Here is a 14,117-nt window from a genome sequence, read left to right as displayed (position 1 = left end):
TGTGCATGACTCCACCCAGAGTGGGACGCCAAGTGGCCGTGCGCACCCGCGCACGGCCACTTCCGGTACGGTCCCCGGCCCGGTCAGTCCAGGTAGTCGCGCAGCACCTGCGAGCGGGACGGGTGTCGCAACTTCGACATCGTCTTGGACTCGATCTGACGGATCCGCTCGCGCGTGACGCCGTAGACCTTGCCGATCTCGTCGAGGGTCTTCGGCTGGCCGTCGGTGAGACCGAAGCGCATCGAGACCACGCCGGCCTCGCGCTCGCTCAGCGTGTCGAGCACCGAGTGCAGCTGCTCCTGGAGGAGCGTGAAGCTCACGGCGTCGGCCGGGACGACCGCCTCGGAGTCCTCGATGAGGTCGCCGAACTCGCTGTCGCCGTCCTCGCCGAGCGGCGTGTGCAGGGAGATCGGCTCGCGGCCGTACTTCTGGACCTCGATGACCTTCTCGGGGGTCATGTCGAGTTCCTTGGCCAGCTCCTCCGGGGTGGGCTCGCGGCCCAGGTCCTGGAGCATCTGGCGCTGCACGCGGGCGAGCTTGTTGATGACCTCGACCATGTGCACCGGAATGCGGATGGTGCGGGCCTGGTCGGCCATGGCGCGGGTGATCGCCTGTCGGATCCACCAGGTCGCGTACGTGGAGAACTTGTAGCCCTTGGTGTAGTCGAACTTCTCCACCGCGCGGATCAGGCCCAGGTTGCCCTCCTGGATCAGGTCCAGGAAGAGCATGCCGCGGCCGGTGTAGCGCTTGGCCAGCGAGACCACGAGACGGAGGTTGGCCTCCAGCAGGTGGTTCTTGGCGCGGCGGCCGTCCTCGGCGATGATCTCCAGCTCGCGCTTGAGCTTGGGGGCCAGCTTGTCGGAATTGGCCAGCTTGTCCTCGGCGAACAGGCCCGCCTCGATCCGCTTGGCGAGCTCGACCTCCTGCTCGGCGTTGAGGAGGGGGACCTTGCCGATCTGCTTCAGGTAGTCCTTGACGGGGTCGGCGGTGGCTCCGGCCACGGCGACCTGCTGGGCCGGGGCGTCGTCCTCGTCGTCGGAGATGACGAAGCCCTTGCTCTCGCCGCCGTCCTCTTCCTCCTCGGCCTCCGCCTTGGCCGCGCCGGGGCCCTCCTCAAGGGGCTCCTCCTCGCCGCCCTCGTCGGCGTCCTTCTTGGAGGCGGTCTTCTTCGCTGCCGCCTTCTTCGCGGCGGTCTTCTTGGCGGGAGCCGCCTTCTTGGCCGTCGTCTTCTTCGCCGCGGTCTTCTTCGCGGCGGGCTCGGTTCCGAGCTCCTCCGCCGGAGCGTCCACGGGCTCCGGGTCCACCGTCTCGGCCGCGGGCGCAGCAGCGGCGACGGTCCGCGTAGCCGTCGTCTTCGCCGCGACGGTCTTCGTGGCCGTCCGCTTGGCCGGGGTCTTCGCTGCGACGCTCTTGCGGGTGGTGCGCTTGGGCGACTCCGCGGCACTGACCATCAGCGTCACACCCTCTTCCTCGAGGATCTGGTTGAGGCTGCGCAGAACATTCTTCCACTGGGTCGCAGGAATCTGGTCAGCCTCGAAGGCCCGACGCACGTCATCGCCGGCGATCTGCCCCTCGGCCTTGCCCCGCTCGATGAGCGCCATCACAGACTCGGAATCAGCGATCTCCGGCGGGAGCGTACGGGATGTGCTGGCCGACACGAACAACCTCTCGGAACGATGGAAACGGCTTCCGACCCCGGCCGGATGGTGCTGGACCGGAGCCGACGACCACCGACTGGGGATGGGCCGGGGGCGCGGGCAGGGGCCGGGGAGCTGCACAGCACCCGCAAGGGCTGCTGTCTTCCCTCCGTCGGCCATCACCTCTCTAGGTCATCGCTTGACCTCGCGGAGTGTTACGCCCAATTCTTCGTGGCCCGAGTCACACCCCGACCGCTTGTGCACGCCGACATCGCCGGGACCTCTCCCGGCCGCCGCCGGGAGGTACCGCTGCGGACCCCGTCCCGGGTACCTCCGTGGCCCGGCGGCACGTGCGAGCACTCTGCGCCGCCGACCGCCCGCCCGTCAGTGTTCCCGCGGGGCGGGGACCACGCGCTCGACCTCCGGGTGCACCATCAGGAGCTGGCGCATGGCGTTCTCGGCGCCCGTCGCGTCGCCGGCCGCGAGGGCCTCGACGATCCGCGCGTGGTGGGCGACGCACGCCTCGCTGGGGCGGTCACAGGCTGTGACGGGGCTGCCGGACACCTGGAGCGCCGCGGAGACGATGCCGGAGAGGTGCTCCAGCATGCGGTTGCCCGCAACCTGGATGAGGAGTGCGTGGAATTCGTTGTCGGCGCGCGCGAAGGTGATCGCGTCGCCCTGACCGAGGGCGTGGCCCATGATCTCGACCATGTCGGCGAGGCGCTGCTGGATGTCCGGGCGTCCGTGGCCGGCGGCGAGGCGGGCGGCCAGCGGCTCGATGGTCCAGCGGAGCTCGTTGAGCTCGCGGCGCTGGTCGTCGCGCTGGGGCCCGAAGGCGCGCCACTCGATGATGTCGGGGTCGAGCAGGTTCCAGTCGGCGACGGGCCGGACGCGGGTGCCGACGTTGGGGCGGGCGCTGACGAGGCCCTTGGCCTCCAGCACGCGCAGCGATTCGCGGACCACCGTGCGGGAGACCTCGAAGCGCTGGCCGATCTCCTCGGGGACCAACGGACGGTCTGCACCGAGGTCGCCGGAGACGATCATCTGGCCCAGCTGTTGGACGAGTTGGCCGTGCAGTCCGCGGCCGCGGCTGCCTGCCGCGCGGCGCCCGACCCGGCTCAACTCGACGTCGGCGCCGTCCCAGTGGGGCGCTCCGACGCGGTCGGTGCCGGAGGCTTCCGCGTAGGGGTAGCGGTCGAGTTCGCCCGGGCCGGCGAGGCCGGAGTCGGCATGGCGGGCGGCGGTCATCATGGTGTGCGCAAGGGTACTCACGAATCCTTTGTCGGCCGTGCCTCGACGACCCTTGAGGTCTTTGGTGAAAAGCACACGAAAGGGTGATCGGTGCCACCTGCGCAATTGACGACTTATCGTAAAGAACCGGGCCCTTTGTGGGGGGTTGTGGTCCGGTTCACGTGATGTGGGCCGGATCGGTCCCGTTCCGGCCCGGTCCGGCACCGTCCGGCACCGGAACGATCACCAACGGTCCTTTACCAACGGACGCGGCTGCGCAGTCCTGTGAACCCATAGGCGCACAACAGGACCATCAGCGACAACACCAGTGCCGCAGCGACCGGTTGGGCCATCACCCGCAGGGCGCCGAGGACCAGGCGGTCCGCCTCCGGGGGCCACTGTGCCCAGGCCAGCCCGCGCAGCCGGGCCGCGAGCCCGCTCGCCGGATACGCGGACGGTCCGTCCAGCGCCTTGCGTACGAGCGGAACGACCACGACCGGTACGGCGAGCACAGCGGTCAGGCCCGCGGCCGCCGAACGGAAGACTCCCGAGGCCAGGACGCCCGCCCAGGCGCAACCGACGAGCAGCCCCGCCCAACTCGCCGCCGGGGAGGCCCATTCCCCGGGGGTGCGCAGCGGGCCCCGGTCGAAGACGAGTTCCAGAACGGCGGCGTCGGCCGTGACCGCGAGCGCGCCGAAGGCCACGGCGAGAGCGGCGCAGACGGCGAGTTTGGCGGCGAGCAGGCCCACCCGGCGCGGCACGGTGCCGCGGTCGGCGGCGAGCGCGGGGTAGCGGTACTCCTCACCGAAGGCCAGGGCGCCGAGCAGGCCGGCTCCGAGGGCGGCGGGCGGCAGCGGCAGCAACTCCGGCCAGGCGGCGAGCAGCCGGTTCTGCGGGGTACCGCCGGCCCGGGCCAGCACCAGTGCGGTGACGGCGGAGACGGCGACGACGACGGCCGCGGTCAGGAGGGGCGTGGCGGTGCCGAAGACCCGGCACAGCTCGTAGCGCAGCGGCCGCAGCGGGCCGCCCACGCGGCGCACCGTCGAGGCCGGGCGCCCGCTGCGGGCGGCGGACCGGCCGGCCCCGGGGGCGGATCGCTCTCCGGCTTCGGGCGCGAGGGCCGGGCTCGCCGGGTCCGCCGGGCTCGCGGGCTCCGCGCCCGGCCCGGTGCGAGCCTGTGGCACCGGTGGTACGGACGGGCGGGGCGCGCCGGCATCCCCGGTCTCGTCGGCGAGCTGGTGGACCAGCACGCCGTGCCGGAACGCCGCCTCACCCACCTCCGCGCAGCTGCTGCCGTACACCGACAGGCGGCTACCGCTCTCCTCGACGATCTCCACCGCACGCTGGGCGGCCCGGGCCTCGCGGCCGAGTACATCGGCCAGCCGGGCGGCGTGCGGGCTGCGCACGGCGACCCGCGGCCGCAGCCGGGTGCGGGCGAACTCGGCCGCATCCTGGTCGGCGATGAGCCTGCCGGCCGCGATGCTGACGACCCGGTCCGCGTTGCGGGCCGCCTCTTTCGCGTCATCGGTGGTGAAGAGCACCGCGCCGCCGAGAGAAGCGTGACCGCGCAGCAGCCCGTGGAGCCAGCCGCGTTCGCGGGGCGAGAGTCCGGCGGCGGGCTCGTCGAGGAGCAGTGTGCACGGGTCGGGGAGGAGGGCCGCGGCCAGCCCCACCCGGCGCTCCATGCCGAGCGAGAGCGAGCCGAGCCGCTGGTCGCGCAGACCCCCGATGCCGACGACCTCCAGCATGGTGTCGGCCCGGGAGGCCGGCACCCCGGCGGCGGCGCACAGCATCCGCAGCTGGCTCCGGACGGTCCGCGACGGGTTGCCCGGGACGTCGCCGAGCAGCACTCCCACTTCACGGCCGGGATGCGGGATCCTGTGCAGCGGGCGGCCGCGGAAGTAGGTGACGCCGCGGCCCGGTTCGAGTTCGAGCATGAGCCGCAGTGCGGTGGTCTTGCCCGATCCCGGCTCGCCCAGGAGGGCGGTCACGGCTCCCGGGCGGGCCTCGAACGTGAGGTCGTCCACGAGGGGCGGGAGGTCTCGACGGGGGGTGCTGGTGAGTCCGATGGCCTGGAGCATCGCTTCTCTCGCGGGGGGTGAGACCGCTCTGCGGCAATGTGAGTACCGCAAACAAGATAACGCGATATGTCCGATTTTCGGGGTACCTAGGGTGTGTTAGCGCCCGTGTCGACGCGTCAGATGTCGGGCCGCAGCATCGGCGGGTTGAGAAGGTTCGCCCCGCCGGCCCGGAACAGCTGGGCGGGTCGGCCGCCCTGACGGGTCGTCGTGCCACCGGCCGGCACCAGGAATCCGGGGGTCCCGGTGACCTTGCGATGGAAGTTGCGGGGATCGAGGGCCACGCCCCACACGGCCTCGTAGACCCGGCGCAGCTCGCCCACGGTGAAGGCGGGCGGGCAGAAGGCGGTGGCCAGCGAGGAGTACTCGATCTTGGAGCGGGCCCGCTCCACGCCGTCGGCGAGGATCCGGGCGTGGTCGAAGGCGAGTCCGGAGGCCGCCTGGTCCTCGACGGCCAGGAGCTCGTCGATGGGGGCCCAGCGCGCGCTGTTGGCGTCTCCGCCCGCCCGGGGGGCCGGCAGGTCCGGAGCCAGGACCAGATGCGCCACGCTGACGACACGCATGCGCGGATCCCGTTTCGGATCGCCGTACGTGGCCAGTTGTTCGAGGTGCGCCCCGTTGTCCGCACCCGGTTCGGCCGGGTCGTGGGCGCACAGGCCGGTTTCCTCGGAGAGCTCGCGGGCCGCGGCCGCGGCCAGGTCCTCGTCTCCGCGGACGAAGCCTCCGGGCAGGGCCCAGCGTCCCTGGAACGGCTGCTCACCCCGCCGGACGACCAGCGCGCAGAGCGCGTGACGCCGGACGGTGAGCGCGACCAGGTCGACGGTGACAGCGAAGGGCGGATAGGCCGACGGGTCGTAGGGCGACATGCCGCGATCATAGTCGTCTGCCTGACGATAAACAGAGCTTTGGTGATCCCGGAGGCGGCGACGGGCGGGCTACCCGCCGAGTTGGAGCGCATCGGCCGCCTCCTCCACCATGCCGAGTCCGAGCCTGCTGATCCGGACGGCGAACGGTTCCCCCGACACCCGCAGGCCGGAGAAGCGCAGGGCGCCGAGGGGAGCACCGGGCAACGGGACGAGGGCGACCGTGCCCGCGGGGGCGTCGGGGCGGAGCCCGGCGAGGGCGGTCAGCGCGTGGATCCCGGCAGCCGCAGCCGCCGCCGCGGGACGGCATGCCGCCGGGTGCGGGAGCGGAGCGCTGCCCGCGGTGCGCTGCTCGGCGGCGTACATCTCCGGCAACCGGTACCCGAAGCTCTCCGCGGCGTCCAGCAGCCCCCTCAGAAGTCCGGCGGCCTCCTTGCCGAAGCCGGCCTGGGCCAGCCCGGCGACCGCCACGGCGCTCTCGTACGCCCGCACCGCGCCCGAGCGGTGCCCGAAGGGATTGTGGCCCGGCTCCCGGAACGCCATGCTCCGCAGCCCCCATCCGGAATCCATGGCGGGGGCGCCGAGCAGGCGGGCGAGCTGTTCGGTGCGGACCCGGTCCAGCAGTCCCGGGGCGAGCTCCCCGCCGCCCAGCAGGCCGGTGTCCAAGAGGTGGGCGGCGGCCCCCGTCATCCGGGGCAGCGGCCGCCCGTCGGGATGCAGGGCCGCCGCGGGCCGCCCGCCGTCCGGGCCGTCGATCCAGAAGCCGTCCCGGAACCTCTCCCGCAGTGCGGCGGCCCACTCCCGCCACTCCGCGGCGCCGGGCCGCCCGCATCCCGCGAGCAGGTCGGCCCCGAGCAGCGCGGCCCGGTGGGCGTGGGCCTGAGTCTCGCAGCGCCGCGGCCCGGGTTCGGGATCGGCCAGGAACCCGTCCTTCCCCAGGGCGCCGCGCAGCCAGTCCAGGCACCGCTCGGCCGCCGGGAGGAGCCGTGCCACCCCCTCCTCGGGCATTCCCCAGCGCCGGGCCTCGGCGAGCACCACCGGGAAGGCGAGTGTCGCCTCCGTGCCGGTGCAGCCGGGTGGCAGCTGCGGGCCCGCCCCGCGCAACGGCCCCGGGATCTTCCCGGCATCGGGCCCCCCGCCGCCGGTCTGGGTCCGGGCCAGGGTCCGCAGCGTGGCCGCGGCGAGCCCGCTACCGAGCGGCAGGGCCATCCTGGCGGCCCAGAGGGATTCCGCCGGGGCCAGCCCGAGCCGCCACGGGACTCCGGCCGCGGCGAAGGCATCGGACGGTTCCTCGTGGTCCCGCATGAGCAGTGCGCCGAGGTCCTCGACGCTGCGGCGGAACCAGGCTTCGACCCGCGGGTCGTCCCCCTCCGCCCGCGCGTCGGCCAGCGGGTTGGCCACCTGCCCGGCCGGGGCCCGCGCCGTGCGGTCCTGCGTGGTCCGCAGCTCGATGGTGCGGGACTCGCCGGGCCCCAGTTCGAGCTGCCAGCGCAGCAGCCCCGCGGAGGCGAGCGCATCGTCCGGAGCCGGCTCGACAGCAGTGACGGCCTGCGTCTCCCCGTTGCTCCAGCGCAGGCCGGCGGCGTGCACCGCGGCCGGCAGTTCCGGCCCGGCCCGGCCGGCGGCCACCGCGGCCAGCTCGGCCAGGTCGGTGCCGAGCGACACCTCCACGGGCAGGCGCATCGGCCGGGTCGTGAAGCTGCGCACGGTGATCCGCTCGGTGCCGTCCGCGTGCCGGACCCGCTCCACACCGATGTCGGGGTCGGGGCCCGCCTCCGCCCCGGTACGCACGGTCGCGGTGAAGGCGGCTCGGTCGGAGCCGAGGCTGCGCCCCTGGACGGCGACCGGGTCCCGGCCGCCGATCCGGAGTACGCAGCGGGACAGCAGCCTCCGCCCGGAGCGGTAGATCCCGTCGATCCCCCGCCCGGTCAGCTGGCCGTGCTCGGGGGAGATGACCAGGCAGGGCGCGGCGACGCAGATGACGGCGCCGTGCACGGGTGGCAACTCGGTCCTGCGGGCGGGCGGTACGGAGTGAGCCATGGGTCGCCTTGTCTGGGCTGTCTGCGCCCCGGCCGGTTTCGCTGGGCGGCGGCGCGGCCGGGCCCCCGCCACCCTCCAGCTGAACGCCCTCGCCCCCGCCCGGGTCACGGGCCCCGGTGGCGGCTGCGCCCGTACTGGGCCGTGCCGGTGACGCGTCCGCCGCCGCACGACGGTGACGGCGACGTCCCGGATCCGCCGCACGGGTCCCGCGTCCCGGCCGCGCCGCTCGCGCGGGCCCCGGATCACTGGTCGCTCCCCGTGGTGCGGCGGGGCTCACGACGCAGTGGGGTGTCCCGGCGGCCCGGCGGGCGGGTGGTGGCCGCGCGGCGCTTGCGGCGGGGCTCCCGGCGCCGGCGCTCCTCCCGTAGGCAGGCCCGCAGCCCCTCCGGATCGATGCCCTCGTTGCAGGCGTGGTGCAGGAGTTGGGCGAAGCGGTACTCGGAGTCGGCCCGCAGGGCCAGTCCGAGGGCGATCCGGGCGGTCGGCTCGTCCCCGGTGGACCACGAGACCCAGCCCGCGAGGGTGAGCGGTGCCGCCGCGTGCTCCCCGTAGGCCCCGACGCAGCGGCGGGCCAGCGCCCGCCACAGCCGCAGGGCGGGGGCGGCCTCCTCGCCCTCCATCCACTCGGCCGCGACGTCGCGGATCTCGCGGTCCTGCAGGCCGAGGATCAAGGTGGCGGCCTCGTCGTGACCGAGCAGGGCGTCGTCCCAGTCGTCGACCCCCGGACCGCCCTCGAAGGGTGGGGCGAGCGTCATCCGCTGCATCAGGGTGCGGGCCAGCGTGACGGTCTCGACGCCGACCTCCTTCCGGGTGGCTCCGTCGAGGATCTTCGGGACGAGGGCGGCGGCGGCCCGGTCCAGAGCCCGCTCCATTTCCACGGCCGTTCCCCCGCGCAGCGGTGCCAGCCGGCCCTCGATCTCCCGGAGGGAGCCCCTGACCCGCAGTCCGGCGAAGGTGGCCGTCGCCGCCATCACCGAGGTTCCGGTCGCGGCCAGCGGGCTGCCCTCGGCCGGGCAGCACCGCTCGTCGGGGCAGCAGTAGGACCAGTACCGGCCGCCGGAGATGCAGAGCGCCTCCATCACGGGCACGTCGAGCGCGCCGCAGGCCAGCCGGATGCGCTGGGCCAGCGGCCGCAGCCGGGTCATCACCCGCTGGGCGCTCTCGTCGCCGACCGGATCCTGGCAGAGGAAGACGACGATCCCGTCGGGCTTAGCGCCGTGCCGCTCACTGCCCCGCACGAGGCAGTCGGCGACCTGGCGGGCGGTGTCCTCCCATTCAGCGGGGACCGTGGGAATGCCGACGCGGAGCCGGCCGCCGAAACGCCCGCCCTCGCCGTGCACGGCGACCATGACGAGGGAGTCGGTCGGGTGGAAACCGAGCATGTAGGGCAGCGCGTCGGCCAGTTCCGCCGGGCTGCGCAGGGTGATCCGAGGGTCGGGGGCGGGTCCGGGCGGGCTGGTGGAGGGCCGGTCGGACGGGGTGCGTGATTCGCGGTCGTTCGTCATGCCCCGACGGTCCCGTGGACGATCGGATCCGGAAACCCCTGTGGATAACTATTGAGCATTCAACATCCACAGGTTCGGGGCACCATTGGCGCAATGTCAGAACCATCGGGTTGCATGGGGGCATGAACGCAGACCTGAGGACCTCGGCCGACTCCGTACTGGCCCGCCTCGTGGGCGACCCCACGGGCACCGCCCGCCTGCGCGAGGACCAGTGGCTCGCGATCGAGGCCCTCGTGGCGCACAAGCGGCGGGCGCTGGTGGTGCAGCGCACGGGCTGGGGCAAGTCCGCGGTGTACTTCGTCGCCACCTCGCTACTGCGGGCGAAGGGCGCCGGGCCCACCGTCATCGTCTCCCCGCTCCTCGCGCTGATGCGCAATCAGGTGGAGGCCGCCGCCCGCGCCGGCATCCGCGCCCGCACCATCAACTCCGCCAACCCCGAGGAGTGGGAGGGGATCCAGGCGGAGGTCGCGGCGGGCGAGGTCGACGTCCTGCTCGTGAGTCCGGAGCGGCTCAACAACCCCGATTTCCGCGACCAGGTGCTGCCCAAGCTGTCCGCCGCGACCGGACTGCTCGTCGTCGACGAGGCCCATTGCATCTCGGACTGGGGGCACGACTTCCGCCCCGACTACCGCCGGCTGCGCACGATGCTGGCCGACCTTCCTCCCGGCGTCCCGGTGCTGGCCACGACCGCCACGGCCAACGCCCGCGTGACCGCCGACGTCGCCGAGCAGCTGGGAACCGGCGCCGGCACGGACGCGCTGGTGCTGCGCGGCCCGCTGGACCGCGAGAGCCTGAGCCTCGCGGTGCTGACCCTGCCCGACGCGGCGCACCGGCTGGCCTGGCTCGCCGACCACCTCGGCGAGCTCCCGGGCTCCGGAATCATCTACACGCTGACCGTGGCCGCCGCCGAGGAGGTCACCGCGTACCTGCGCCACCGCGGGCACACGGTCTCCTCGTACACCGGCAAGACGGAGAACGCCGACCGACAGCAGGCCGAGGACGACCTCCAGGCGAACCGGGTCAAGGCCCTGGTGGCCACTTCCGCTCTGGGCATGGGCTTCGACAAGCCCGACCTGGGCTTCGTGGTGCACCTGGGCTCGCCGTCCTCCCCCATCGCCTACTACCAGCAGGTCGGTCGCGCCGGCCGCGGCGTGGAGCACGCCGAGGTGCTCCTGCTGCCCGGCCGTGAGGACGAGGCCATTTGGCAGTACTTCGCCTCGGTGGCCTTCCCGCCCGAGCAGCAGGTGCGCCGCACCCTGGAGGTCCTGGCCCAGGCGGGCCGGCCGCTGTCGCTGCCCGCCATGGAGCCGCTGGTCGACCTGCGGCGCACCCGGCTGGAGACGATGCTCAAGGTCCTCGACGTGGACGGCGCGGTGCACCGGGTCAAGGGCGGCTGGACCTCGACGGGCGAGCCGTGGGTGTACGACGCCGAGCGCTACGCGTGGGTGGCCCGTCAGCGGGCCGCCGAACAGCAGGCGATGCGCGACTACGCGGCGGCGACGGGCTGCCGGATGGAATTCCTGCGCCGCCAGTTGGACGACGAGGAGGCCGCACCCTGCGGCCGCTGCGACAACTGCGCCGGAGCCCGCTTCACGGCGGACGTCTCCACCACCTCCCTCGACACCGCCCGCGGCGAGCTCGGGCGCCCCGGCGTCGAGCTGGAGCCGCGCAAGATGTGGCCGACCGGGCTGGCCGCCGTCGGTGTCGACCTCAAGGGCCGCATTCCGGCCGGGGAACAGGCCTCCACCGGGCGGGCGCTGGGCCGGCTATCCGACATCGGCTGGGGCAACCGGCTGCGTCCGATGCTCGCGGCGCAAGCTCCCGACCAGCCGATTCCGGACGATGTGGCGCAGGCCGTGGTGGCGGTGCTCGCGGACTGGGCCCGGGGCCCAGGCGGTTGGGCCTCTGGGGAACCAGACGCACCCGCACGGCCGGTGGGCGTGGTCGCCCTCCCCTCGCGCAGCCGCCCCCAACTGGTGGGCTCCCTGGCCGCACGGATCGCGGAAGTCGGGCGGCTGCCGCTGCTCGGGGCGCTCGCGTACACGGACCAGGCCCCGCAGTTCGGCCTGCCCTCCTCCAACAGCGCACAGCGGGTACGCGGGCTCCACCAGGCCTTGACCGTGCCCCCGGCGCTGGCGTCGAGTCTGACGGAGGCGGCAGGGCCCGTACTCCTCGTGGACGACCGCGCGGAGAGCGGCTGGACGCTCGCGGTGGCCACCCGGCTGGTGCGGCGGGCAGGCGCGAAGGGGGTGTTCCCGCTGGTACTCGCGGTCCAGCCGTAGTCGGATGAGTCATCATCGGCGTGTCGGGGCAAGGATATGAACGGCATACCGGCGAATTCTGGTCGGCGGCGCCAATTGCTCGTTGCCGCATGCTCACGGGCCACGCGAGAATCGGAGTGCTCCCGCTCGGCTCGACGGCGCTTCCCAGGGCCGTGCCGCGGCGTGCCCGCACTCCAGCTGTGCCCGTCCGCGGGCGTGTACCCGAAGGGAGGACCGTGACCTTCGGATTCGCCCCGCCCTCGACCACGTCACTGACAACGGCAGCCGGCGTCGCCAGCCGGCACGGCAGAATGCTGGAACCCGCCGAATGGACTGCGGCGGGTGTGCCGCTGCTGTCCAACCCGCGCGAGGTGGTCAGCGGGCTGCACTCACGACACAGTCCGGTGCCCTCGACCGCGGTGATCGCAGTCCTCGGCCCCGAGGAACGACTGGTCGCCAGCGCCTCGTTCGTCCAGCGGTCGGCTTCGGCCGACGGCTGGGACTACCGCAACGCCCTGCTTGCCGGGCTGCGCCGGGTCATCCCGCACGACCTGCGCCGCAGGACCCCGGTGCGGACCGCGGTCCTGCTGTACTGCCGCGAGGGCGACGAGCGGTGGACCGAGGAGGACGGCGCCTGGATGTGGGGGCTGCGGGACGCCTGCACCCTGCACGGGCTGCGGTGCGGCGCGTACATCACGCTGACCCGCGGTGGCTGGCAGGTGCTCGGTGAAGGCCGCGGCGGCCGACACCCCAGCTCCGACTCACGGCCCGAGCACCTCGGCGACAGCGTCGCCGAGTTCCCGGCAGTGACCCTGCGCACCGGCGGCGGCGCGACCGAGGTCATGCGCCGCCGTACCGCCGCACGCTGAACCCGGCCGGCCCGCCCCGCACCCGTACGGGCCGCGCGCAGGAACCCGCGCGCACCCGTCCGAGGCGCACGGCGTTCCGTATGCAGCAGCCCTCACGGCCGTACACCCTGGAGCGGGCGTACGGCAGGTCAGGCCTCGGGCTTCAGCGGGGCCGGCACCGGCCGGCCCCGCCCCTTGCCCGCGCCGGGGTACGGGGCGTCAGACGCCCGCGCCCAGCACGGAGTTGATCTGCTCCGGGTCGCCGCACACGATGAGCAGCGCGCCGGCCCGCGCGAGCGCGGTCGGCAGGGCGGCGGCGGTCGCCCCGGCCGGTCCGCCGTTGGCCGCGAAGACCACGACGGGTCGGCCTGCGGCGCGCTCGACCTGCGCCGCGTCCGCATAGAAGACGTCGTCCCCGGCATCGTGCAGGGCCCAGTAGGCGGCCTCGCCGAAGGACAACTCGTGCGCGGCCCACGGGTGCGGGTCGCCGGTGGTGAGCACCAGGACGTCGCTGGGTGCGCGTCCGGTGTCGAGCAGTAGGTCGACGGCCTCTTCGGCCGCGTCCAGCGCGCCCTCGGCGGAAGCCGGGATCAGCTGGACCTGCGGCACCGCCGCCGAGACGGACGGTGCGGTGGGGGCTGCGGGAACGGGTCCGGGGGTGGCCTGCGGCGCACGCGGTGCGGGCGGTGCGGGCCTGGGGGTACTTCCCGCGCGGCTCGCCGCCGCGGCGGAGGGACCGGGGCGCCCCGGCCGCGGAACGGCGGCGGGACGCGGACCAGGTACAGGGCGGGGGGTCTGCGCGGTGCGGCTCGCGGCCGGCGTGACGCGGGGACCCTGGGCACTCTCGTGAATCTGAGGCTCCTCGGGGGTGAGAGGCATGAGTTGATGTCTATCAAACACCGGTACGAAACGTACCGGCGGGTGGCACGTGGGCGCGATCAGAAATCGAAGCCGAGTTGGCCTCCGTTTTCCAGTTCCATCGCTTCCTCGCTGCGCCGCACCTTCTTGAGGTGGCGCCACCGGGGCAGCGCGTCAAGGTACGACCACGAGAGCCGGTGGTACGGGGTGGGCCCCAGCTCCTCAAGCGCGGCCCGGTGCACGGGCGAGGGGTATCCGGCGTTGTCGCCGAAGGCGAAGTCCGCGAATCCGCCGCCCTGCCGGCCGAGTTCGGCCATCATCCGATCGCGCCTGACCTTGGCGATCACCGAGGCCGCGGCGACGGCGACGCAGGACTGGTCGCCCTTGATCACCGTCCGAACCCGCCAGGGCGGGCCGAGATAGTCGTGCTTGCCGTCGAGGATCACCGCTTCGGGCCGCACGGGCAGCGCTTCCAGGGCGCGCTCCGCGGCGAGCCGCAGGGCGGCCGTCATCCCGAGTTCGTCGATCTCCTCCGGGGAGGAGTGGCCCAGGGCGTACGCGGTGACCCAGTCCTCCAGCACGCCGAGGAGGGCGTCACGTCGTTTGTGGGTGAGCAGTTTGGAGTCGGTGAGCCCAGCAGGCGGGCGGCGCAGTCCGGTGATCGCCGCGCACACGGTGACCGGACCGGCCCAGGCCCCTCGTCCGACTTCGTCGACCCCGGCGATGACCTTGGCGCCGGTGGTTGCACGGAGGGAGCGTTCGACGGTGTGGGTGGGTGCTTCGTACGGCATGGCGCC

Annotated in this window: 10 protein-coding genes; 2 read left to right on the top strand and 8 right to left on the bottom strand. The window is 73.7% G+C overall.

Translation table 11 applies throughout. The features are described from left to right. Nucleotides 1-83 precede the first annotated feature (83 nt). The 6 genes from OHA65_RS27930 to OHA65_RS27905 all read right to left on the bottom strand — a co-directional run bounded on the left by OHA65_RS27930 (nt 84) and on the right by OHA65_RS27905 (nt 9,353). Nucleotides 84-1,658 (bottom strand): RNA polymerase sigma factor, encoded by a 1,575-nt coding sequence (locus tag OHA65_RS27930; RefSeq protein WP_327278930.1) that lies wholly within the window; start codon nt 1,656-1,658, stop codon nt 84-86. 363 nt (nt 1,659-2,021) lie between these two features. Continuing rightward, nucleotides 2,022-2,963: a FadR/GntR family transcriptional regulator gene (locus tag OHA65_RS27925; protein ID WP_327278929.1), complete on the bottom strand. Its 942-nt coding sequence runs from the start codon at nt 2,961-2,963 to the stop codon at nt 2,022-2,024. 161 nt (nt 2,964-3,124) lie between these two features. Next, nucleotides 3,125-4,948 carry an ATP-binding cassette domain-containing protein gene (locus tag OHA65_RS27920; protein WP_329314716.1) on the bottom strand — a complete coding sequence of 608 codons (1,824 nt, stop codon included), beginning with the start codon at nt 4,946-4,948 and terminating at the stop codon, nt 3,125-3,127. A gap of 116 nt (nt 4,949-5,064) precedes the next feature. After that, nucleotides 5,065-5,811, bottom strand: coding sequence for an NUDIX domain-containing protein (locus OHA65_RS27915; RefSeq protein ID WP_327278927.1), 747 nt, complete (start codon nt 5,809-5,811; stop codon nt 5,065-5,067). A gap of 69 nt (nt 5,812-5,880) precedes the next feature. After that, nucleotides 5,881-7,848: a glycogen debranching N-terminal domain-containing protein gene (locus tag OHA65_RS27910; RefSeq protein WP_327278926.1), complete on the bottom strand. Its 1,968-nt coding sequence runs from the start codon at nt 7,846-7,848 to the stop codon at nt 5,881-5,883. A 242-nt stretch (nt 7,849-8,090) separates the two neighbouring features. Next, nucleotides 8,091-9,353, bottom strand: coding sequence for a DUF4192 domain-containing protein (locus OHA65_RS27905; protein WP_405757068.1), 1,263 nt, complete (start codon nt 9,351-9,353; stop codon nt 8,091-8,093). A gap of 122 nt (nt 9,354-9,475) precedes the next feature. Here OHA65_RS27905 and OHA65_RS27900 point away from each other — a divergent pair, with 122 nt between their 5' ends. Both OHA65_RS27900 and OHA65_RS27895 read left to right on the top strand, forming a co-directional pair. Continuing rightward, nucleotides 9,476-11,635: a RecQ family ATP-dependent DNA helicase gene (locus OHA65_RS27900; RefSeq protein ID WP_329314714.1), complete on the top strand. Its 2,160-nt coding sequence runs from the start codon at nt 9,476-9,478 to the stop codon at nt 11,633-11,635. A 215-nt stretch (nt 11,636-11,850) separates the two neighbouring features. After that, nucleotides 11,851-12,483, top strand: a complete 633-nt coding sequence (locus OHA65_RS27895; protein WP_327278923.1) for a hypothetical protein — start codon at nt 11,851-11,853, stop codon at nt 12,481-12,483. 198 nt (nt 12,484-12,681) lie between these two features. Here the strand turns inward: OHA65_RS27895 and OHA65_RS27890 are convergent, their stop codons facing one another. Together OHA65_RS27890 and OHA65_RS27885 are read right to left on the bottom strand one after the other, a co-directional pair. Beyond that, a complete protein-coding gene (locus tag OHA65_RS27890) occupies nt 12,682-13,341 on the bottom strand; it encodes a hypothetical protein (protein WP_327278922.1) in 660 nt (219 codons plus the stop codon). Nucleotides 13,342-13,400: 59 nt separating this feature from the next. Further along, nucleotides 13,401-14,111: a ribonuclease HII gene (locus tag OHA65_RS27885; protein WP_328763969.1), complete on the bottom strand. Its 711-nt coding sequence runs from the start codon at nt 14,109-14,111 to the stop codon at nt 13,401-13,403. Nucleotides 14,112-14,117: the final 6 nt, after the last annotated feature.

The sequence above is a fragment of the Streptomyces sp. NBC_00045 genome, assembly GCF_045041095.1.
Classification (GTDB): Bacteria; Actinomycetota; Actinomycetes; order Streptomycetales; family Streptomycetaceae; genus Streptomyces.
This window is presented reverse-complemented; position numbering and strand designations above follow the sequence as displayed.